The sequence below is a fragment of the Streptomyces neyagawaensis genome (assembly GCF_023516595.1).
Lineage (GTDB): Bacteria > Actinomycetota > Actinomycetes > Streptomycetales > Streptomycetaceae > Streptomyces > Streptomyces neyagawaensis.
In genome coordinates, this window is sequence record NZ_JAMGBG010000029.1 from 103567 (window position 1) to 124419 (window position 20853).

General features: G+C 71.9%; 18 protein-coding genes. 12 read left to right on the top strand and 6 right to left on the bottom strand.

Features of this window, described 5'->3' with window-relative positions:
* Positions 1-3: 3 nt before the first annotated feature.
* From M8J73_RS15420 to M8J73_RS15445, 6 genes are all read left to right on the top strand, one after another.
* Positions 4-1140 carry a sensor histidine kinase gene (locus M8J73_RS15420; protein ID WP_055539723.1) on the top strand — a complete coding sequence of 379 codons (1137 nt, stop codon included), beginning with the start codon at positions 4-6 and terminating at the stop codon, positions 1138-1140.
* A gap of 139 nt (positions 1141-1279) precedes the next feature.
* Positions 1280-2401 carry a phenylalanine--tRNA ligase subunit alpha gene (gene pheS, locus M8J73_RS15425; RefSeq protein ID WP_055539722.1) on the top strand — a complete coding sequence of 374 codons (1122 nt, stop codon included), beginning with the start codon at positions 1280-1282 and terminating at the stop codon, positions 2399-2401.
* Complete coding sequence (gene pheT, locus M8J73_RS15430) at positions 2401-4923, top strand: phenylalanine--tRNA ligase subunit beta (RefSeq protein WP_055539721.1); 2523 nt, start codon at positions 2401-2403, stop codon at positions 4921-4923. Before pheS ends, pheT begins: the two co-directional genes overlap by 1 nt.
* Before the next feature lie 398 nt (positions 4924-5321).
* The gene (locus tag M8J73_RS15435; protein WP_372503951.1) at positions 5322-6320 is read left to right on the top strand and encodes a PP2C family protein-serine/threonine phosphatase; all 999 of its coding nucleotides are present in this window, start codon (positions 5322-5324) and stop codon (positions 6318-6320) included.
* 239 nt (positions 6321-6559) lie between these two features.
* Positions 6560-7900: an NsdA family TPR-like regulatory protein gene (locus M8J73_RS15440; protein ID WP_055539720.1), complete on the top strand. Its 1341-nt coding sequence runs from the start codon at positions 6560-6562 to the stop codon at positions 7898-7900.
* A gap of 98 nt (positions 7901-7998) precedes the next feature.
* On the top strand, positions 7999-8544 hold the full coding sequence (locus M8J73_RS15445; protein WP_055539719.1) for an NUDIX hydrolase: 546 nt from the start codon (positions 7999-8001) through the stop codon (positions 8542-8544).
* A 27-nt stretch (positions 8545-8571) separates the two neighbouring features.
* Here the strand turns inward: M8J73_RS15445 and M8J73_RS15450 are convergent, their stop codons facing one another.
* Entirely contained in the window at positions 8572-8829 is a 258-nt protein-coding gene (locus M8J73_RS15450) for a hypothetical protein (RefSeq protein WP_055539718.1), read from the bottom strand.
* A gap of 371 nt (positions 8830-9200) precedes the next feature.
* Between M8J73_RS15450 and M8J73_RS15455 the strand changes: the two genes are divergently transcribed.
* Positions 9201-10421 (top strand): hypothetical protein, encoded by a 1221-nt coding sequence (locus tag M8J73_RS15455; RefSeq protein ID WP_157873171.1) that lies wholly within the window; start codon positions 9201-9203, stop codon positions 10419-10421.
* A gap of 72 nt (positions 10422-10493) precedes the next feature.
* On the opposite strand, the gene M8J73_RS15460 is transcribed toward M8J73_RS15455, so the two are convergent.
* On the bottom strand, positions 10494-11369 hold the full coding sequence (locus M8J73_RS15460) for a 3-hydroxybutyryl-CoA dehydrogenase (protein WP_079054939.1): 876 nt from the start codon (positions 11367-11369) through the stop codon (positions 10494-10496).
* A 174-nt stretch (positions 11370-11543) separates the two neighbouring features.
* Between M8J73_RS15460 and M8J73_RS15465 the strand changes: the two genes are divergently transcribed.
* Entirely contained in the window at positions 11544-12800 is a 1257-nt protein-coding gene (locus tag M8J73_RS15465) for a glycoside hydrolase family 10-like protein (RefSeq protein WP_372503952.1), read from the top strand.
* Positions 12801-12822: 22 nt separating this feature from the next.
* Here M8J73_RS15465 and M8J73_RS15470 read toward each other — a convergent pair whose 3' ends face one another.
* Entirely contained in the window at positions 12823-13017 is a 195-nt protein-coding gene (locus M8J73_RS15470) for a DUF1918 domain-containing protein (protein ID WP_055539715.1), read from the bottom strand.
* A gap of 90 nt (positions 13018-13107) precedes the next feature.
* Positions 13108-14040 (bottom strand): DMT family transporter, encoded by a 933-nt coding sequence (locus tag M8J73_RS15475; RefSeq protein WP_055539714.1) that lies wholly within the window; start codon positions 14038-14040, stop codon positions 13108-13110.
* On the opposite strand from M8J73_RS15475, the gene M8J73_RS15480 reads away from it, so the two are divergent.
* The 3 genes from M8J73_RS15480 to M8J73_RS15490 all read left to right on the top strand — a co-directional run bounded on the left by M8J73_RS15480 (position 14039) and on the right by M8J73_RS15490 (position 16749).
* Positions 14039-15514 carry an aminotransferase-like domain-containing protein gene (locus M8J73_RS15480; protein ID WP_249828734.1) on the top strand — a complete coding sequence of 492 codons (1476 nt, stop codon included), beginning with the start codon at positions 14039-14041 and terminating at the stop codon, positions 15512-15514. The two genes, M8J73_RS15475 and M8J73_RS15480, sit on opposite strands and share 2 nt — an antisense overlap.
* Positions 15515-15531: 17 nt before the next feature.
* Positions 15532-15969 (top strand): GNAT family N-acetyltransferase, encoded by a 438-nt coding sequence (locus M8J73_RS15485; protein ID WP_249828735.1) that lies wholly within the window; start codon positions 15532-15534, stop codon positions 15967-15969.
* A 207-nt stretch (positions 15970-16176) separates the two neighbouring features.
* Positions 16177-16749 carry a histidine phosphatase family protein gene (locus tag M8J73_RS15490; RefSeq protein WP_055536633.1) on the top strand — a complete coding sequence of 191 codons (573 nt, stop codon included), beginning with the start codon at positions 16177-16179 and terminating at the stop codon, positions 16747-16749.
* A gap of 64 nt (positions 16750-16813) precedes the next feature.
* Here M8J73_RS15490 and M8J73_RS15495 read toward each other — a convergent pair whose 3' ends face one another.
* Positions 16814-17263: a DUF6314 family protein gene (locus M8J73_RS15495; RefSeq protein WP_055536634.1), complete on the bottom strand. Its 450-nt coding sequence runs from the start codon at positions 17261-17263 to the stop codon at positions 16814-16816.
* A 144-nt stretch (positions 17264-17407) separates the two neighbouring features.
* Here M8J73_RS15495 and M8J73_RS15500 point away from each other — a divergent pair, with 144 nt between their 5' ends.
* Complete coding sequence (locus tag M8J73_RS15500) at positions 17408-19894, top strand: alpha-L-arabinofuranosidase family protein (protein WP_055536635.1); 2487 nt, start codon at positions 17408-17410, stop codon at positions 19892-19894.
* A gap of 125 nt (positions 19895-20019) precedes the next feature.
* Here M8J73_RS15500 and M8J73_RS15505 read toward each other — a convergent pair whose 3' ends face one another.
* A complete protein-coding gene (locus tag M8J73_RS15505; RefSeq protein ID WP_079054616.1) occupies positions 20020-20802 on the bottom strand; it encodes a LysR substrate-binding domain-containing protein in 783 nt (260 codons plus the stop codon).
* Positions 20803-20853 lie beyond the last annotated feature (51 nt).

Consider the following 20853-nt stretch of genomic DNA (forward strand, 5'->3'; position numbering starts at 1 on the left):
GGGATGAGGGTCGGCACGAGCAGCACACTGGGGGGCCGCGATGTGCGCGCCACACCCACGGCGCCGCACGCCGAGATCGCCGGACTCGGCATCGACCCCGACGACCTCCCCGACGGGCTCGTCGTCGCCGACGAGCAGGGCCGTGTGATCTGCTTCAACGCCGCCGCCGCCCGGATCACCGCCGTCCCCGCCGCCGACGCCCTCGGACTGCCCCTGGAGCGGGCGCTGCCCCTGGAGGACCTCGAAGGCCGCCGCTGGTGGCAGCTGACCGACCCCTACGGAGGCCTCGCCATCCGGGTCGGCCAGCCCGAACGGAACCTGCTGCTGCCCGGCGCCCGCGAGGTCCTCGTGTCCGCCCGGTACATCCGCACCGAACCCACCGGACCCGTCCGCCGTGTCGTCGTCTCCCTCCGCGACACCGAGGCCCGGCGCCGCACCGAACGCAGCCACGCCGAACTGATCGCCACGGTCGCCCACGAACTGCGCTCGCCGCTCACCTCGGTCAAGGGGTTCACCGCGACCCTGCTCGCCAAATGGGAGCGGTTCACCGACGACCAGAAGAAACTGATGCTGGAGACCGTCGACGCCGACGCAAACCGCGTCACCCGGCTGATCGCCGAGCTGCTCGACATCTCCCGCATCGACTCCGGGCGGCTGGAGGTGCGCAGGCAGCCCGTCGACATAGGCGCGGCCGTCGGCCGGCACATCCAGGCGTACGTCGCGGCGGGACAGCCCGCCGACCGGTTCCTGCTCCGCATCGAGCAGCCGCTGCCCGACCTGTGGGCCGACCCCGACAAGATCGACCAGGTGCTCAGCAACCTGCTGGAAAATGCCGTGCGGCACGGCGAGGGAACCGTCACGATTGACGTCACGCCCACGGCGTCCCCGCGCGAGGGCGAGGACACCGGCACGTCGGTCACGGTGAGCGACGAGGGCACCGGTATCCCGGAGGAGTCCATGAACCGCGTCTTCACCCGCTTCTGGCGGGGCAGCAAGCGCGGTGGCACCGGCCTCGGGCTGTACATCGTCAAGGGCATCGTCGAAGCCCACGGCGGCACCATCACCGTCGGACGCGCCCCGAGCGGCGGCGCCGAGTTCCGATTTACGTTGCCCGTGGGGGCCCCGGCCTATCTGGCCTAGCCGCCCCGCGGGCGCGTTCGCACACCTCAACCCCGTTAGACTCGGCCTTTGGCACCTTTGCGTCCCATGACGGAGACGATTCGTCCACGAGTCGGTGTGACGGGGACCTTCAGCCAGCCAACCGGAAGCACGGGAAGAGATGTCGGCACCGAATAAGTCGTACGACCCTGTAGAGGTCGAGGCGTTGAAACCGGAAGAGATCGAGCGCATGCGGGACGAGGCGCTCGCCGCCTTCGCCGCCGCGGACTCCCTCGACGCGCTCCAGGAGGCCAAGGTCGCCCACACCGGCGGCACCTCCCCGCTGTCGCTCGCCAACCGCGAGATCGGCGCGCTGCCCCCGCATGCCAAGGCCGCCGCCGGCAAGCTCGTCGGCCAGGCCCGCGGCGCGGTGAACAAGGGCCTCGCCGCCCGCCAGGCCGAACTGGAGGCCGAGCGCGACGCGCGTGTCCTCGTCGAGGAGGCCGTGGACGTCACGCTGCCCTACGACCGCGTACCGGCCGGCGCCCGCCACCCCCTCACCACCCTCTCGGAGCGCATCGAGGACGTCTTCGTGGCCATGGGCTACGAGGTCGCCGAGGGCCCCCAGGTCGAGGCCGAGTGGTTCAACTTCGACGCTCTCAACATCGGCCCGGACCACCCGGCCCGCGGCGAGGCCGACACCTTCTTCGTCAAGGGGCCGGACGGCGGCACCGAGTCCGGTGTCGTCCTGCGCACCCACACCTCGCCCGTCCAGATCCGCTCCCTGCTCGACCGCGAGCTGCCGGTGTACGTGATCTGTCCCGGCCGCGTGTACCGCACCGACGAGCTGGACGCCACGCACACCCCGGTCTTCCACCAGGTGGAGCTGCTCGCCGTCGACGAGGGCCTGACCATGGCCGACCTCAAGGGCACGCTCGACCACATGGTCCAGTCGCTGTTCGGCGAGGGCATGAAGACCCGGCTGCGGCCGAACTTCTTCCCGTTCACCGAGCCGTCCGCCGAGATGGACATGGTCTGCTACGTCTGCCGCGGCGAGTCCGTCGGCAACCCCGACCGGCCCTGCCGCACCTGCTCCAGCGAGGGCTGGATCGAGCTCGGCGGCTGCGGCATGGTCAACCCCAAGGTGCTCACCGCCTGCGGTGTCGACCCGGAGAAGTACAGCGGCTTCGCCTTCGGGTTCGGCATCGAGCGGATGCTGATGTTCCGCCACAACGTCGAAGACATGCGAGACATGGTCGAGGGTGACGTCCGGTTCACCCGGCCGTTCGGGATGGAGATCTGATGCGGGTCCCGCTTTCCTGGCTGCGGGAGTACGTCGACCTGCCGGCGACCGAAACCGGCCGTGACGTGCAGGCCAAGCTCGTGTCGGCCGGCCTCGAGGTCGAGACCGTCGAGCAGCTCGGAGCCGACCTCAAGGGCCCCCTCGTCGTGGGCCAGGTGCTGACCATCGAGGAGCTGGAGGGCTTCAAGAAGCCCATCCGCTTCTGCACCGTCGACGTCGGCACCGCCAACGGCACCGGCGAGCCCCAGGAGATCGTCTGCGGCGCCCGCAACTTCGCCGTCGGCGACAAGGTCGTCGTGGTCCTCCCGGGCGCCGAGCTGCCCGGCGGCTTCGCGATCTCCGCCCGCAAGACCTACGGCCGCAACTCCCACGGCATGATCTGCTCCAGCGACGAGCTGGGCATGGGCGACGACGGCACCAAGGGCATCATCGTGCTGCCGCCGGAGACCGAGGTCGGCAAGGACGCGATCGAGCTGCTCGAGCTGGTCGACGAGGTCCTCGACATCGCCGTCACGGCCAACCGCGGCGACTGCCTGTCGATCCGCGGCGTCGCCCGCGAGACCGCCATCGCCTACGGTCTGCCGCTGCGCGACCCGGCGCTCCTCGACGTGCCCGGCCCGAACGCCTTCGGCCACCCCGTCCAGGTCTCCGACCCGCTCGGCTGCGACCGCTTCACGGCCCGCACCGTCACCGGTCTCGACCCCGAGGCGCGCTCCCCGATCTGGCTCAAGCGCCGGCTCCAGAAGGTCGGCATGCGCCCGATCTCCCTCGCCGTCGACATCACCAACTACGTGATGATGGAACTGGGCCAGCCGCTGCACGCCTACGACCGCAACCTGGTCCAGGGCACCATCGGTGTCCGCCGGGCCGCCGAGGGCGAGAAGATCGTCACCCTCGACGGCGTCACCCGGAAGCTGCACGCCGAGGACCTCGTCATCACCGACGACCGCGGCCCCATCGGCCTCGCGGGCGTCATGGGCGGCGCCGACACCGAGATCGCCGACCACGATGCCACCGAGGACGGGGCGAACGCCTCCACCGAGGTCGTCATCGAGGCCGCCCACTTCGACCAGGTCTCCATCGCGCGCACCGCCCGTCGGCACAAGCTGTCGTCGGAGGCGTCCCGCCGCTTCGAGCGCGGCGTCGACCCGCTGGCCGCGTCCGCCGCCGCCCAGCGCACCGTCGACCTGCTGGTGCTTCTCGCGGGCGGCACCGCCGACGCGGGCGTCACCGAGGTCATCGCCCCGTCCGCGCCGCACACCATCGCGGTCCCGGCGGACCACCCCGACAAGGTCGCGGGTGTCGTCTACGGCCGCGAGACCGTCGTACGCCGCCTCCAGGAGATCGGCTGCGACGTCTACGGCCAGGACGAGCTGATCGTCACCGTGCCGTCGTGGCGGCCCGACCTCGCCGACATCAACGACCTGGCGGAGGAGGTCATCCGCCTGGAGGGCTACGAGAACCTGCCCTCCACACTGCCCAGGCTTCCCTCGGGCCGCGGCCTCACCCACCGGCAGCGGCTGCACCGCCGGGTCGGCCGGGCGCTCGCCGGCGCCGGGTATGTCGAGGCGCCGAACTACCCGTTCATCAGCGAGCAGGTCTTCGACCAGCTCGGGCTGGACGCCGACGACCCGGCCCGCCGTGTCGTCCGGCTCACCAACCCGCTGAACGACGAGGAGCCCGCGCTCCGCACGTCGCTGCTCCCGGGCCTGCTCGGCGCGCTGCGGCGCAACGACGGCCGGGGCTCGCACGACCTGGCCCTCTTCGAGACCGGCCTCGTGTTCCACCCCCGTGCGGAGCAGGGCGTCGCCGTTTCGCCGCCGGTCGACCGCCGACCCACCGACGAGGAGATCGCGACGCTGGACGCCGCGCTGCCCGAGCAGCCGCGCCATGTCGCCGTCGTTCTCGCCGGGGCCCGTGAGCAGGCCGGCTGGTGGGGCAAGGGCCGTCCGGCGGACTGGGCCGACGCGGTCGAGGCCGGGCGCGCCGTCGCCCGTGAGGCCGGCGCGGAGCTGATCGTCCGCAAGGGCCAGTACGGGCCCTGGCACCCGGGCCGCTGCGCCGAGTTCGTGGTCGTCGTCGACGGCGCCGAGCGCGTCGTGGGGCACGCCGGTGAGCTGCACCCGCGTGTCGTGAAGGCCCTGGGGCTGCCCGCGCGCACCTGCGCGGCCGAGCTGGACCTGGATGTGCTGGAGCGGGTGGGGGACGACACCCCGCAGGCGCCGAGCATCTCCTCGTTCCCGGTCGCCACGCAGGACGTCGCGCTGGTCGTCGACGAGTACGTGCCGCACGCCGAGGTCGAGGCCGCGCTGCGTGAGGGCGCCGGTGAACTGCTGGAGGCCATCCGGCTGTTCGACGTCTACGAGAACGCGGAGCAGCTCGGCGAGGGGCGGAAGTCGCTGGCGTACGCGCTCCGCTTCCGGGCCGGGGACCGGACGCTGACCGTGGACGAGGCGTCAGCGGCGCGCGACGCGGCGGTCGCCCTCGCGGGTGAGCGTACGGGGGCGGTTCTGCGGAGCTAGGACGCCGGGGGCGCCTGGGGTGCCGAGGGTGCCTGGGGTGCTGAGAGCGCCGAAGGGGTGGGGAGCTGCGGGTGTTTGGCGGCTGCGGGTTGTCCGTGGCTGGTCGCGCAGTTCCCCGCGCCCCTTTCAGGGCTTCGCTCCTGATCGGGGCTCGGCCCCACCCCCCTCTCCTCTTCTCACTCATTCGAGTGAGAACTTCGGGCGATCTGGCCCGAACGGGGCATTCGGTCGACAGAATCGGACCGGCCTCTCTGGGCCGTACCGCTGTCAGGGCCTGATGGGGGGCCAACGGCATGATTCGAATCAGGACTGGGGCGCCTCCACGGGCATGGGTCCGAAGGCGCCGCCCGTCCGACCGGCGGTCTGTCCGACGGGCGCTCGCGCTGGGGTTGCCGGCGGTGTGGGGGGCGACAGCCGTCACCTACAAGTGGGCCTGCCCGATGGCGCAGAACAACGGGCTCGGGGCCCGGCTCGCCAGCAGCGCCGTGTTCCTCGCGGTCGGCGCCGGGCTCGTACTGCAGGTCAGACAGGTGATGCTGCAAGAGGTGCGGCAGGCACGCCGGATCGCCGGCGCCGCGCAGAGCGTCCTGCTGCGGCCCCTGCCCGCCCGGGTCGACGGACTGGCCACCGCCGCCGCACAGCTCTCCGCCGACCGGGGCGCGACCGTCGGCGGCGACCTCTACGAGGTGATCGCCACCGAACACGGCGTACGCGTCGTGATGGGAGACGTGCGCGGCCACGGCCTCTCCGCCATCGGCACCGTCGCCGCCGTGCTCGGCAGCTTCCGCGAGGCCGTCCACGACGAGGCCGAACTCACCGGCGTCCTCGCCCGCCTCGACCGCGCCCTCGCCCGGCATGTGCGGGACCGCGCCCGCGCCGAGGACACCGAGGAGTTCGTGACCGTGCTCCTGCTGGAGATCGCCCCCGACGGCGAGGTCCACGCGCTCAACTGCGGGCACCCCTGGCCGTATCTGCTGAGCGCCGGCCGGGCGGAACTGATGGCCGGCCCGGACCCGCTGCCCCCGCTCGGGGTGTTCCCGCTGCCGGCGGAACTGCCGGCCACCCCGTGCGGCCGGCTCCTCCCCGGAGAGGCCCTGTTCCTCCACACCGACGGCGTGGAGGACGCCAGGGACGGCGACGGCCGCTTCTTCCCGCTGCCCGCGGCCCTGGCGGAGGCCGTGCGGGGCCGCCCCATCTCGCCGCACTCCGTCCTGCGTGCCGTCTTCAGCCAGCTCCTGCGCCACACCGGGGGCCGGCCCAAGGACGACATCGCCATACTGATCATCCGCAACGACCGGCTCCTGAGGGCCGCCGCCGCTTACCAACCCGCGGGCACCTGCACGATCGGCCCACCCGGCCCCGCGACCGACACCCCACCGGTCGTCCCCGGGCCGTAGCCGCCGAGCGGCCTCACGGCCGAGCGCCCTCGGCCTGTCCGTCCCGACGGGGCCACCGCGCTGTACGAGGGGGAGCCGGTGGCCCAGTCGGCCTCTTGCGAGGCATTCCAGTCAAGCGGTCCGAAACTCTCCGCAACAGAGCGCGTACAGCCCGAATTCGGGCATTCCCTTCACACCCCGTGTGAAGACGGAGGCGCTACGCTGCCAAACGCCGGCACCGAGCCACCGGAGGGCCTTCCATGCAGCCCAACACCCTGCTCGACGCGATCCTCGACGAGGCCGGTATCTCGCACGCCGGACTCGCCGCGCACGTCAACCAGGCAGGGCGGGCACGCGGTCTGGCGCTGAGATACGAACACACCGCAGTGGCCCGGTGGTTGAAGGGGCAGCGACCGCGCGGCCAGGTGCCCGACCTGATCTGCGAAGTGCTCGCCCGGCGGCTGCACCGGACCGTCACCCTCGACGACATCGGTCTCGGAGTGCCGGGCGAGGCGATCTCCCAGCACGGCGCCGGACTCTCCGGGTTCGTGGAGCGCGCCACCGCCCTGTGGCGCTCCGACGAGCTACAACGCCCCCACGTCCTCGGCGCCCCCGCCGTCACCGGAACACCCGCCGTGATGCCGGTGTGGGAGTGGGAGAACCCGCCGGAGGACGTCGACGTCTCCCGCGGCGGACGGCATCGCGTCAGCATGGCCGACATCGAGATGCTGCGCGCAGCCCGATCGCACTACGAGCAGCTGTACCGCAAGGCGGGCGGCATCGTGACCCGCGCCCGTATCGTCGGATTCCTCAACGCCGAGGCGGCCCCCCTGCTGCGCGGCAGCTACACCGACGCCACCGGACGCCAACTCCACCGGGCCACCGGCGGACTGGTCGCCATCGCCGGCATCTGCGCGTACGACTCCGACGCGCACGGGCTCGCCCAGCGCTACTTCCACCAGGCGCTGCGGCTCGCCAAGGCCAGCGGGGACCGGGGACTCGGCGCGTATGTGATCGCGCTGCTCGTCAACCAGTCGCTGTTCATGCGGGAGTACCGGCAGGCCGTCGCCTTCGCCGAGGCCGCACTGCGCGCCGCCGGCAAGCACATCACCCCGGCCCTCGCCGCGGACCTGTACGCGATGCAGGCCAAGGCGTACGCCCACCTCGGCGACGGCACGAGCGCGCTGTCCTGCATCCGGCGGGCGGAACAGGCCGCCGAGCGCATCCGGCGCGGCCATGAACCCGACGAGACCGGCTATGTCCAACCCGGTCTGGTCAATGTGCAGGTGGCGGAGGCGCTGCTCAGCCTCGGCGACCTGACGGCCGCGGCGGAGCACGCGGCGGCGGCCGTCGACACCCCGGCGCACGACCGGGGCCGGGTGCACCGGCTCGCCATGCTCAGCCAGATCGAACTACGGCAGGGCAACGCCGACAAGGCGGTCGAGACCGCCGTGGAAATGGCCGAGCGGGCGCGCGGAATGGAGTCCATGCGCCTGCGCGACAGACTGCGGGCGGTACGCGAACATCTCGTGCGAAACGGCTGCGCGGGGACCACGGAGGCCGCCGAACTCATCGACGGGGCACTGCGCGTACCGCTCTGACACCGCGTCCACGGCCCGGCCGTGCACCGCCTGTGCGCCTGCTGTCACCACGCTCCTGCTGCGATATTGCCACTTACTCGGCGGAAGGTGGCAGAACCGTGCAGTGGACGCAACAGAGCGAACAAACTGTGTATTCGAACCGCTGGTTCAGCGTCAATCTCGCAGATGTCGCATTGCCGGACGGGCGGCACCTCGATCACTTCCTGATACGGCTGCGGCCCGTCGCCGTGGCCACCGTGGTCAACGAGGCCAACGAGGTGCTGCTGCTGTGGCGGCACCGCTTCATCACCGACAGCTGGGGGTGGGAGCTGGCGGCCGGCGTCGTCGAGGACGGCGAGGGCATCGCCGACGCGGCCGCCCGGGAACTGGAGGAGGAGACCGGATGGCGGCCGGGACCGCTGCACCACCTGATGAGCGTCGAGCCCTCCAACGGGCTCACCGACGCCCGGCACCACATCTACTGGGCCGACGAGGGCGCGTATGTCGGTCACCCGGTGGACGACTTCGAGTCGGACCGCAGGGAATGGGTTCCCCTCAAGCTCGTGCCTGACATGGTCGCCCGCGGCGAGGTCCCGGCCGCCAACATGGCGGCCGCACTGCTTCTCCTGCACCACCTCAGGCTCGGACAGGACGCGGGGCTCTGACCCCTCCGGGCGTCCCGCCCGTACCGGTCAGCGGCCCACGGCCTGCCAGATGGCCACCACCAGTGCTCCCACGGCTGCGAGCGCCGCGACCGCGGGCAGCGGCCAGCGGGAGTGCTCCAGGGTGACGACCCGTGTGCTCAGGTCGTCCAGTTCCTTGGCGGTCTGTTCGGCACGGTGACTCAGCAGGGTGAGCCCTCCCTCGACGCGTGCGTGCGCCACGTCCAGGCGGCGGCGTAACTCTGCGAGTTCACCGTGGGCCACGGGATGCTCGGGGTCGATGGCCACGAGTCCGCTCCTTTCTGTAGTCGTCTCGGTAGTCGTCACATCCCTTGCATGCGCACGGCAAGTCAACTCGCCTGGTGGGCGCGTGGGGAGCGTGTGCGAGCGGCATATGCGTGTCCGCCGCGCACACGGTGTGTGAATACGACGGGCCCGGCGCCCTTTCCGGCGCCGGGCCCGTACGAGGGGCTGCTCCTCACGTTCCGTAGCGGACATCGGCGATGTCAAGCCGTGTGCTTGTGCGGTGCGGAGAGGTAGTTCCGGGTCCCGGTGCGGCACGGGGCGGTCGCGCGCGGGCACGCTGAAGACGTCCGTCAAGGTCACGAGACCGATATCGCCTGGCGGGCCGGTGACGACGTCGGGCAGGGTTCCGGGTGATGAGCGACGCATACGCGATGACCTACTCGCCCCCCGATTCCGTCGAGGGCCTCCTGCAACGGGGGCGTGGCCTGGGCGCGGTACGAGCGCTGCGGGACCCCGGGGGAGCCGCCGCGTTCGTGTACGACGGGATCCGTCGTGACTGGCGATGGGACGGGACCGACGACCGGTCCCTGTATCTGGCGCGGCTCGTCCAGGACCTGGACCTGTCACTGACGCCTGTCGTGGACCAGCTGGCGGGGGACGAGGATTCCTGCCTGCGGGCCTGCGATGTCCTTGAGCTGCTGGCCCTCGCCGGATCGGAGGAGGCCCGGGACGGGCTTCGCGCCCATGTCCGGGAAGGCGAGCACTGGGCCCCGGTACTGGAGTCGGTGTCGGCCGGCTGGCCGGCCGAGTGGTGGGACGACCTCGGTGACGTCGCACGCGCTCGTATCGGCGGGGAAGCGGAGCTGCCGTGGTGCTCCGAGCCGTGGACGCGGTTCGGCATCGAGGTACGGAGCCGCCCGTCCGTTCCGCGTCCGTCGCTTGCCGGGTTCCGCACGGAGGAGCTCCTCACTCTCCTCGCCGACGACTCCGCGGAAGACATGACGAAGTTCGACGCGTTGCGTGTGCTGAACAGCCGAGCGCCCGCCGAGGAACTGATCCCGTTGGTCCCCTCCCTGGGCACGGCGGACGACCGTCGGCCCCTGCCCCCGCTCCGGCGGGCCGTCGAGCGCCTCGGAGCCTCCGCCGTACCGGCGGCGCACGGCTGGGCGCAGGACGAGCGCCCCTGGCTGGCTGAGCTGGGAGCGGACGTCCTGGCCGAGCATCCCGGCCCCGAGGCGCTGCCGGGACTCGTGGAGGAACTCGCCCGGCAGTGGGCGGCGCGGACCTGGTGCGGTCCCGACCGGACAGCCCGCCGCCTGGCCCGGTTCGGGCCCGACGCGGCCGAGGCGGTGCCCCACCTGCGGCGGTTCTGGCTGCGCACCCCGCACTCGTACGAGCGGACTGCGTACCTGGAAGCGCTCGCCGCCATCGACCGGGGCGGGCTGGACCACGTGTACACCGAGTCGCTCTGGGACTGCGAGGAGAAGGCGCGGTTGGCGGCGATCACCTCGGCGCCCGACGGCCCGGAGGCCCGGGAACGGATCGCGGTACTGCGCGACGACCCGATGGAGACGCCCGAGGTACGCGCCGTCGCCCGAGCGCGACTCGCGGCCGACGCGACGATCTCCTCGTAGGCCCACTCCCGGATGACGGAAAGACCCGCTCCCGGGAACATCCGGAAGCGGGTCTCTCGCGTCGCGTGCGGGTCAGGGGTACGTGTAGAAGCCCGACCCGGTCTTGCGGCCGAGGCGGCCCGCGTCGACCATGCGCTGGAGGAGCGGGGGAGCGGCGTACAGGGGCTCCTTGTACTCCTCGTACATCGAGTTGGCGATCGAGACGATCGTGTCCAGGCCGATCAGGTCGGACAGCTTCAGCGGGCCCATCGGGTGGGCGCAGCCCAGCTCCATGCCGTTGTCGATGTCCTCGCGGCCGGCGATGCCCGACTCGAACATGCGGATGGCGGAGAGCAGATACGGCACGAGCAGCGCGTTGACCACGAAGCCCGAGCGGTCCTGCGCGCGGACCGCGTGCTTGCCGAGGACCTTCTCGGCGAACAGCTGCGCCCGGCTGAGCGTGCCCTCGGAGGTGGTGAGGGCCGGGATCAGCTCGACGAGCTTCTGCACCGGGGCCGGGTTGAAGAAGTGGATGCCGATGACCTGGTCCGGACGCGAGGTGGCGACCGCCAGCTTCACCAGGGGGATGGACGAGGTGTTCGAGGCGAGGATGGCGTCGGGGCGGGTCAGCACCTGGTCGAGCACCTGGAAGATCTCGGTCTTCACCTGCTCGTTCTCCACGACCGCCTCGATGACGAGATCGCGGTCGGCGAACTCCCCGAGGTCGGTGGTGAAGCTCAGACGCGCCTGGGTGGCGTCCCGCTCCTCCTCGCTGATCTTGCCGCGCTCGGCCGCCTTGGACAGGGAGTTGAACAGCCGGGTACGGCCGATCTCCAGGGCTTCGCCGGTGGTTTCGGCGACCTTGACGTCCAGACCGGCGCGGGCGCACACCTCGGCGATGCCCGCTCCCATCTGGCCGCAGCCCACGACTCCGACTCGCGCGAGATCTCCCGTTGGGAAGTCCGTCACATCGTCCCTTTCACTGGTCTACGTGGCCGGCAGACACCCGGGGTGTGGGCCTGCGCCAAACCTGCACGTTACCTCCGGCCGCTACCGATCAGTATCGCGGGTACCACATGGAAGGCTGGCTCCACGAACGGTCCGCGACGAGGCGGGCACGAAGCGGTACGCGGAGGTACGAGGATGCATCGGAAGCCACGGATGTCGCGGAGGGCGTTCTGGGCGACCGCGGTGACCACACTCGTGGCGGCGGGCGGTGTGGCGGCGGGCACCGCCATCGCCGGTCAGGGTCCCGACCGCCGCAGACGGGCCTCCGGTGAGCTGCGCGGCATGTGGCTCGCCACCGTCGTCAACCGGGACTGGCCCTCCAAGGCGGGCCTCACCGCCGACGAGCAGCGCGCCGAGCTGCTCGCCCATCTCGACACCGCCGTGGAGCGCCGCCTCAACACGGTGATCTTCCAGGTCCGCCCCACGGCCGACGCGCTCTGGCCCTCCCCGTACGAGCCCTGGTCGCAGTACCTCACCGGCACCCAGGGCAAGGACCCCGGCTGGGATCCGCTGGGCACGGCGGTCGAGGAGGCCCACGCGCGGGGGCTGGAGCTGCACGCCTGGTTCAACCCGTACCGGGTCGCCAACCACACCGACCCGAGCCGTCTGGCGGACGGCCACCCCGCCCGCGAGAACCCCGGCTGGGTCGTCCCCTACGGCGGCAAGCTCTACTACAACCCGGGCCTCCCCGCCGTGCGCGCCTTCGTCCAGAAGGCCATGCTCGACGCCGTACGGAAGTACCCGATCGACGCGGTGCACTTCGACGACTACTTCTACCCGTACCCGGTCGCCGGTCAGGTCTTCGACGACGACGCGGCCTACGACACCCACGGCGGGAGCTTCCCCAACCGGGCGGACTGGCGGCGCGACAACATCGACAAGCTGGTGAAGGAGATGGCGGCGCAGATCAAGGCGGTCCGGCCCGGCACCCAGTTCGGCATCAGCCCCTTCGGAGTGTGGCGCAACATCGCCACCGACGCGCGCGGCTCCGACACCCGGGCCGGTGTGCAGACGTACGACGACCTGTACGCCGACACCCGCAAGTGGGTCCGGAAGAACTGGATCGACTACCTCGTCCCCCAGCTGTACTGGAACATCGGCTTCGCCGCCGCCGACTACGCCAAGCTGCTGCCCTGGTGGGCCGAGACCGCGCGCGGCACCGGAACGCGCCTCTACATCGGCGAGGCCCTCTACAAGGCAGGCGACCCGGCGCAGCCCGCGGCCTGGCAGGACCCGGCCGAGCTGTCCGGGCACCTGTCACTGGCCCGTGACGTCCCGGAGGTGCGCGGGCATGTGTTCTTCTCGGCCAAGGAGGTGACCGTCGACAAGATCGGGGCGATGGCCCGCGTGGTCGCCGACCACTACCAGAAGCCGGCGGAGCCACCGAGCTGAGCCGCCGTGGCCCTCTCCCGGTCTACTGCTGTGCTTCCCTGTGCCGGATCTCCGTGTCCGGGCCGGGCGAGCACACACCCTCGTGCCCGTCCTCGAACCGGACGCGGTACGGGGGGTTGCCCTCCTGGCCGATGACTTCGACGATCTCGCCGATCTTGTCGTGTTGCCCGACCACCCTGCCGTGCTGGACAAGCTGGTCGCCCACGGTTGCACGCATCTTCGGGGCCTCCTCACCAGGCGCGGGAGCATCGGTCCGTGGCCTGAGTCTACGGCGGGCGGGCCCGATCGGATCCTGCCCGGACTCCGCTCAGCCCCGCGCCCGTTGGGTGACGGCGATGCACACGAGCACCGCCGCGGCCGTCAGGGGGGCGGCCACTGTCAGGTGCTCGCCCAGCAGCAGCACCGACCACACCAGTGTGAGCAGGGGCTGGGCCAGCTGCAACTGGCTGGCCCGGGGTATGCCGATGGCCGCCATGCCCCGGTACCAGACGACCAGGCCGAGGAACTGGGACCCGGCGGCCACCCACAGCAGCCCCGTCACACTGTGCGCGGTCAGCTGGACCGGCTCGTACGACAGGGCCAGCAGCGCGCCCGGCACGCTGAACGGCAGGCAGAACACCAGCGCCCAGCCGATGACCTGCCAGCCGGGCATCACCCGGGCCAGCCTGCCGCCCTCGGTGTAGCCGGCCGCGCACACCAGGAGCGCGGCGAAGAGGTAGAGGTCGGCGGTGCCGAGGGCGCCGCCGCTCTGCGTCACCGTGAACGCGAGGACGGCCGCGGCCCCGGCGAGCGCCGCGCACCAGAACGTGCGCGAGGGCCGTGAGCCCATGCGCAGCGCCGAGAACAGGGCGGTGGTCAGCGGGAGCAGTCCGACGACCACGGCGGCGTGCGCGGTGGTCGAGGTCTCCAGGGCGAGCGTGGTGAGGAGCGGGAAGCCGACGACCACTCCCGCGGCGACCACGGCCAGCCCCGCCCAGTGCCGGCGGCCGGGCAGCGGCACTCGCAGCGCCAGTAGACAGCCGCCCGCGATGACGGCCGCGAGGACACTGCGCACGGCGACGAGGGACCAGGGGCCGAAGCCCTCCAGACCCCAGGCCGTCGCCGGGAACGTGAGGGAGAAGGCGACCACACCGAGCGCCGCCTGAAGGGTGCCGCCTCGGCCCACGGGACGGCGGAGGTCGGCTGGGCCGGTGGCGACCGCTACTGTTCGCTGGTCGATAGCGCTACTCTGTGCTCTCATGCAAGAGCGTAGCAGCGTCGCGGAACTGGCGGAACAGCTCAGAAAGGAGCTCGACCGCTACTCACCCGGTGGAAAGCTGCCGTCGAGCCGGGCGCTCGTGGACCGCTTCCGGGTGAGCCCGGTGACCGTTTCGCGGGCCCTGGCTCAACTGGCCGCGGAGGGCCTGGTGGTGACGCGGCCCGGCGCGGGCGCGTTCCGGGCGCGGCCGCGCGAGACCGGGAGGGCGACCGTGGGGGACACCTCCTGGCAGGAGGTCGCGCTGAGCGCGGACGGCACCGCCGAGCCGACCCCGCGCACGGTCGACGCCTCGGGCGTCCTGGTCTCCCTCGCCTCCCCGCCGCCCGGCGTGATCGAGTTCAACGGCGGCTATCTGCACCCGGCGCTGCAACCGGAACAGGCCATGGGCGCCGCCCTGTCGCGGGCCGGGCGACGTCCCGGCGTCTGGGCGCGGCCCCCGGTCGAGGGCGTCCTGGAGCTGCGCGAGTGGTTCGCGCGGAGCATCGGCGGGGAGATCACGGCGGCCGAGGTGATCGTGGCGGCGGGCGGCCAGTCCGCGCTCACCACGGCCCTGCGGGCGCTCGCGTCGCCCGGCGCGCCGGTGCTGGTCGAGTCGCCCACGTACCCCGGCATGCTGGCCATCGCCCGGGCCGCCGGTCTGCGGCCGGTCCCGGTGCCGGTGGACCCGGACGGCGTGCGGCCGGCCCTCCTCGCCGACGCGTTCAAGGCGTCCGGCGCCCGTGTCTTCGTCTGCCAGCCCCTCTTCCAGAACCCCACCGGGGCCGCCCTGTCCGCCGAGCGGCGGGGCGAGGTGCTGCGGATCGCACGCGAGGCGGGGGCCTTCGTGATCGAGGACGACTTCGTGCGCCGGCTCGTGCACGAGGACGCGGGGCCGCTGCCGCCGCCGCTGGTCGCCGACGACCCGGACGGCGTCGTCGTCCACGTGTCCTCGTTGACCAAGGCGACCTCGCCCAGCTTCCGGGTGGGCGCGCTGGCCGCCCGGGGACCGGTCCTGGAACGGCTGCGCGCCATCCAGGTCGTCGACACCTTCTTCGTGCCGCGCCCCCTCCAGGAGGCCGCCCTCGAACTCGTCGGCTCGCCCGCCTGGCCCCGCCATCTGCGGGCGGTGTCCAGGGAGTTGAAGAACCGTCGGGACGCGATGACCTCCGCGCTGCGGCTGCACCTGCCCGAGCTCGCCCTGCCCCACATCCCCTCCGGCGGCTACCACCTGTGGCTGCGCCTCCCCGACGGCACCGGCGGCACCGACCGGGCCCTCGGCTCCGGGGGAGAGGCCGCGCTGGTCGCCGCCGCCCTCCGCGCGGGGGTCGCCGTCACCCCCGGCCGCCCCTACTTCAGCGCCGAACCCCCGGCCGCGCACCTGCGGTTGAGCTTCGCGGGGGTCAGCGGGACGGGGGAGATCGTCGAAGGGGTCCGGCGGCTGCGGGCGGCGGTAAACGGTTCGACAGCGGGGCTCTGACCTGCGGACGTCCAGCCATGAACGACGCATTCCCGCTGCCCGAGGGCTACGAGATCTCCACCGACCCGACCCGTCTCGACGTCGGACGCGTCCACCGCTGGCTGTCCGCCGACGCGTACTGGGCCCTCGGCCGGCCCCGCGAGAAGCAGGAGCGTGCCATCGCCGGATCGCTCAACTTCGGGGTGTACGAGACCCCTTCGGGCGGGCAGGTGGCGTACGCGCGCGTCGTGACCGACGGGGCGACGTTCGCCTGGCTCTGCGATGTGTACGTGGATCCGGCCCTGCGCGGCAAGGGGATCGGCAAGGCGCTGGTGGGCGCCGTCCGCGCCCACCTGGAACCGCTCGGGCTGCGCCGTGTCCTGCTCGCCACCCAGGACGCGCACACCGTCTACGAGCAGCTCGGCTTCCGCCCGCTCGTGGAACCGGACCGGTGGATGGCCCTTGTGTTCGAGTGAGACGGCGGGGGCCGCCAGGGAAAGGGTACGACCCGCCAGGGAAGGGGTGCGGGTGGCTGACGGGGGAGGGGCGCCGGGTAACCACCGGGGACGGTGCGGGGGTTGCCGGGGAGGGTGCGGGCCGTGTCCCGTGAGGGGCCGGGGGCCGCTCGTAACCTCTGGGTAACACCTCTTGACCTGCTCACTTCCGGCCACCACGATCTCCGCATGCATCTTCGGGTCACGTTCGTCGCCGCGGCGCGCTGCTCCTCGCTGCTCGCTGAGCGTTTCGAGGACGACCGGCCGCTGGACCAGGCCGGCTGGGACGAGGTGCAGCGCGCCGCCCACGAACTGGTGCCGTTGGCGGCGGCCGAGCTGCGCTACTGCTCGCCGACGCCCCGTAGTCGGGCCACCGGCGACGCCCTCGGATACGCGCCGCTGGCGCAGCCCGCGCTGCGCGACTGCGACATGGGCCGCTGGCGCGGCTTCACCCTCGGCGAGGCCATGGCCAGGGAGCCCTCGGCGGTGGACGCCTGGCTCGCCGACCCGCGCTGCACCCCGCACGGCGGTGAGTCCCTTCTGTCCTTCATCGCCCGGATAGGGAGCTGGCTCGACACCCGGCCGAAGGACGACGGCGGCCGGATCGTCGCCGTGGCCGAGCCCTCCGTGCTCCGCGCCGCGCTGGTCTACGCGCTCCAGGCGCCGCCGTCGGCGTACTGGCACATGGACGTCCGCCCCTTGTCGACGCTCACCGTCGCGGGCCAGCCGGGCCGCTGGAACCTGCGGCTGGGCGCAGCCTAGGCGCCCACGTGCGGGCCGTGGCGCAACCCGGGCGTCAGGTCCGGCGTCCCGTGGTGTCGTCCGGCTAGGCGTCGCGGGTCCGGGTGTAGTCGGTGACCAGGAGTTGCTCCTTCGTGGGGCCGCCGACGCGCCATGTCGTCCGCCAGTGGTCCTCGTCGTACACCTCGAACTCGCCCCGGTAGAGGTCGGCGGCGCACGGGTGGTCCGTGCGCCAGTGGCCCGAGGTCAGGTCCAGGTCGTGGAAGGGGCGGCCGTCGCCGAAACGGACGTCCGCCGAACCGGGGGTGGGGCCGGGCAGGAAGCGCAGGGTGCGTTCGGCGGGGCGCGGGACGCCCTGCCAGACGAAGATCCCGGTCTCGCGATGGAGCAGGCCGCCGCCGTCCAGTGGGCCGAAAACCGTCGTCCCGGAGAACTCGCCCGTCGCGCCACTCGCGAGATCCCGCACCGAGCGGGTGACCTGCCAGCTCCCGGACAGATAGCCCAGCACATCGGGTACTGACCGGAACTCGCCCATACGGGGCCTCCCTTGAGTCGCATGGGTGGCCGCACGCCCCATTGACGCCTCCCGGCCTCCTCCCTATCTTGCCGTTCGATGTGCTGACCATTGTCTGATATTTCGAACCACTCTCCGACCCCCACCACGAGCCGCGGAGTATCCATGTCACACAGCACCCGCACCCGTTGGAGACTCGGTCTCACCGCCACCGCCTTCCTGGTGGCGGCGGCCTCGGTCCCGGCCCCCGCCCACGCCGAGGACGTCAGCGACTACACGATCACCGTCGACCCCACCGCCAAGGGCGCCAGGATCGACGACACCATGTACGGCGTCTTCTTCGAGGACATCAACCGGGCCGCCGACGGCGGCCTGTACGCCGAACTCGTCCAGAACCGGTCCTTCGAGTACTCCACCGCCGACAACCGCGCGTACACCCCCCTCACCTCCTGGACGGCCGACGGCTCGGCCCACGCACGGAACGACAGCGGCCGGCTCAACGACCGCAACCGCGTCTACCTCTCCCTGGGCGCCGGTTCGGCCGTCACGAACACGGGCTACAACACCGGCATCCGCGTCGAGAAGGGCAAGAAGTACGACTTCTCGGTGTGGGCGCGGGCCGAGAGCGGTACGACCCTGACCGTCGCCCTGAAGGACGCCGACGGCACGTTGGCGAAGGCCCGCCGGGTGGCCGTCGCGGGCGGCGGCTGGGCCAAGTACCGCGTCGTCCTCAAGGCGACCCGGACCAGCTCCGACGGCCGCCTCGCCGTCGCCACCTCCGCCGCCGCCGCCCTCGACGAGGTGTCCCTCTTCCCCCGCGACACCTACAAGGGCCGCCGGAACGGTCTGCGCAAGGACCTCGCCGAGAAGATCGCCGCCCTGAAGCCCGGCTTCCTGCGCTTCCCCGGCGGCTGCCTCGTCAACACCGGCTCCATGAAGGACTACAGCGAGGCCTCCAACTGGGAGCGCACCCGCGCCTACCAGTGGAAGGACACCATCGGCCCGGTCGAGCGGCGGGCCACCAACGCCAACTTCTGGGGCTACAACCAGTCCTACGGCCTCGGCTACTACGAGTACTTCCAGTTCGCCGAGGACATCGGCGCGATGCCGCTGCCCGTCGTGCCCGCCCTCGTCACCGGCTGCGGCCAGAACAAGGCCACCGACGACGAGGCCCTGCTCCAGCGGCACATCCAGGACACGCTCGACCTGATCGAGTTCGCCAACGGGCCCGCGACCAGCGAATGGGGCCGCGTGCGGGCCCGGATGGGCCACCCGAAGCCCTTCCACCTCACCCACCTCGGCGTCGGCAACGAGGAGAACCTGCCGAACGAGTTCTTCGCCCGCTTCCAGAAGTTCCGGGCCGCCATCGAGGCGAAGCACCCCGACATCAAGGTCGTGTCGAACTCAGGCCCCGACGACGCGGGCAGCACGTTCGACACCGCCTGGAAGCTGAACCGCGAGGCGAACGTCGACATGGTCGACGAGCACTACTACAACAGCCCCCAGTGGTTCCTCCAGAACAACGACCGCTACGACTCCTACGACCGCAAGGGCCCGAAGGTCTTCCTCGGCGAATACGCCTCCTGGGGCAACGCCTTCAAGAACGCCCTCGCCGAGGCCGCGTTCATGACCGGCCTGGAACGCAACGCCGACGTCGTCAAGCTGGCTTCCTACGCACCGCTCCTCGCCAACGAGGACTATGTGCAGTGGAGCCCCGACATGATCTGGTTCAACAACCACGCGTCCTGGGGTTCGGCCAACTACGAGACGCAGAAGCTGTTCATGAACAACGTCGGGGACCGGGTCGTCCCCTCGAAGGCCACCGGAACCCCCGCGGTCAGTGGCCCCATCTCGGGAGCCGTGGGCCTGTCCACCTGGGCCACGACCGCCGCGTACGACGACGTGAAGGTCACGGGCGCCGACGGGGCGACCCTCCTCAGCGACGACTTCAGCGGGGACGCCTCGCAGTGGACCCACACCGGTCGCGGCAGCTGGCCCGTGCAGGACGGGCAGTACGTGCAGACCGACGTGGCCGCCGAGAACACCATGGTCTCCGCCGGTGACCCCTCGTGGCACGACTACGACCTGAAGGTGAAGGCCACGAAGACGTCCGGCAAGGAGGGCTTCCTCGTCGCGTTCGGCGTCAAGGACACCGGCAACTACTACTGGTGGAACCTCGGCGGCTGGAACAACACGACCAGCGCGGTCGAGCAGGCCGTCGACGGCGGCAAGTCGTCGCTGATCTCCAAGCCGGGGACGATCGAGACGGGCCGCGCGTACGACATCGAGGTCAAGGTGCGGGGCCGCGAGGTGACCCTGCTGCTCGACGGCGAGGAGTGGGGCACCTTCACCGACGACAAGCCGGCGGAGCCGTTCCGGCAGGTGGTGACGCGGGACGCCAGGACCGGTGACCTGATCGTCAAGGTCGTCAACGCGCAGCCCGTCGCGGCGCGTACGGCCGTCGACCTCGGGACCGCGAGGGTGCGGGGGACCGCGCGGGTGACCACGCTCGCGGCGGCGCCGGACGCCGTGAACACGGAGACTGCTACGCCGGTCGCGCCGGTGACGTCGACGTTCCGTGGGGTGGCGAGGGAGTTCAGCTATACGTTTCCGGCCAACTCGGTGACGTTCCTTCGGATCAAGAAGCGGTGAGGAAGGGCGGCCGCCGGGTCTGAGGTCCGGCTGCGGGTGCGTGGGGGCTGGTCGCGCAGTTCCCCGCGTCCCTTTTCGGGCCTGCGCCCGGTCCAGGGGCCTGCGGCCCATCTCGGGGCCGCGGTTTACGAGCGGCGGCGGGGCTTTCCTGGTCTGCCGCCGCTCTTCGATGTTCTGGTGCCGCCGGAGCCGGACCGGGGGTTGCGGGCGGTCGGCTTTCCGGTGGTGGGCTGGCGGCGGGTGCCCCCGGTGGGCTGGCGCTTCGGCTTCGGCTGCTGCTTTTCCTCGGGGGGCCTGGGACGGCCCCGGGAGCTGTTGACCGTGCGGCCCCGGACGATGCCGATGAAGTCCTCGACCATGTCCGTGGTCGCGTCCTGCGGCCAGGACAGGGCGACCCGGGACTCGGGGGCGTCGGTCAGCGGGCGGTACGTCAGGTCCTTGCGGTGGTGCAGGCGGGCCAGTGACTGCGGGACGACGAGGAGTCCGATCCCGGCCGCCACCAGCTCGATCGCGTCCGCCGTGGTGGCGGGACGCTCGAACGCCGGCTGCCCCGGCGGGCGCTCCCAGCCGAGGGTGTCGTCGAGGGGGTGCAGCACGATCTCGTCCCGCAGATCCTCCGTGGACACCTCGTCGACGGCCGCGACGACATGGTCCTTCGGGACCACGACCACCGTGGCCTCGGTGTAGAGGGGGATCGCGCTGAGGTCGGCCCCGTCCACCGGCAGCCGGACGAACCCGGCGTCCGCCTCGCCGCCCCGCAGCGCGCCGAGCGCCTCGGCGGCGGACACCTGGACGAGGGTGAGGGGAATGTCGGGCAACCGCTCGTTCCAGATCCGCACCCACTTCGTGGGCGTCACTCCCGGAACGTACGCGAGCCGGAACGAGGGCGATGCATCCGAACCTGTCACACGACCAGGCTATCGGGCCGGGCCATTGCCCCCGCTCTCCGGGCGTGGTCG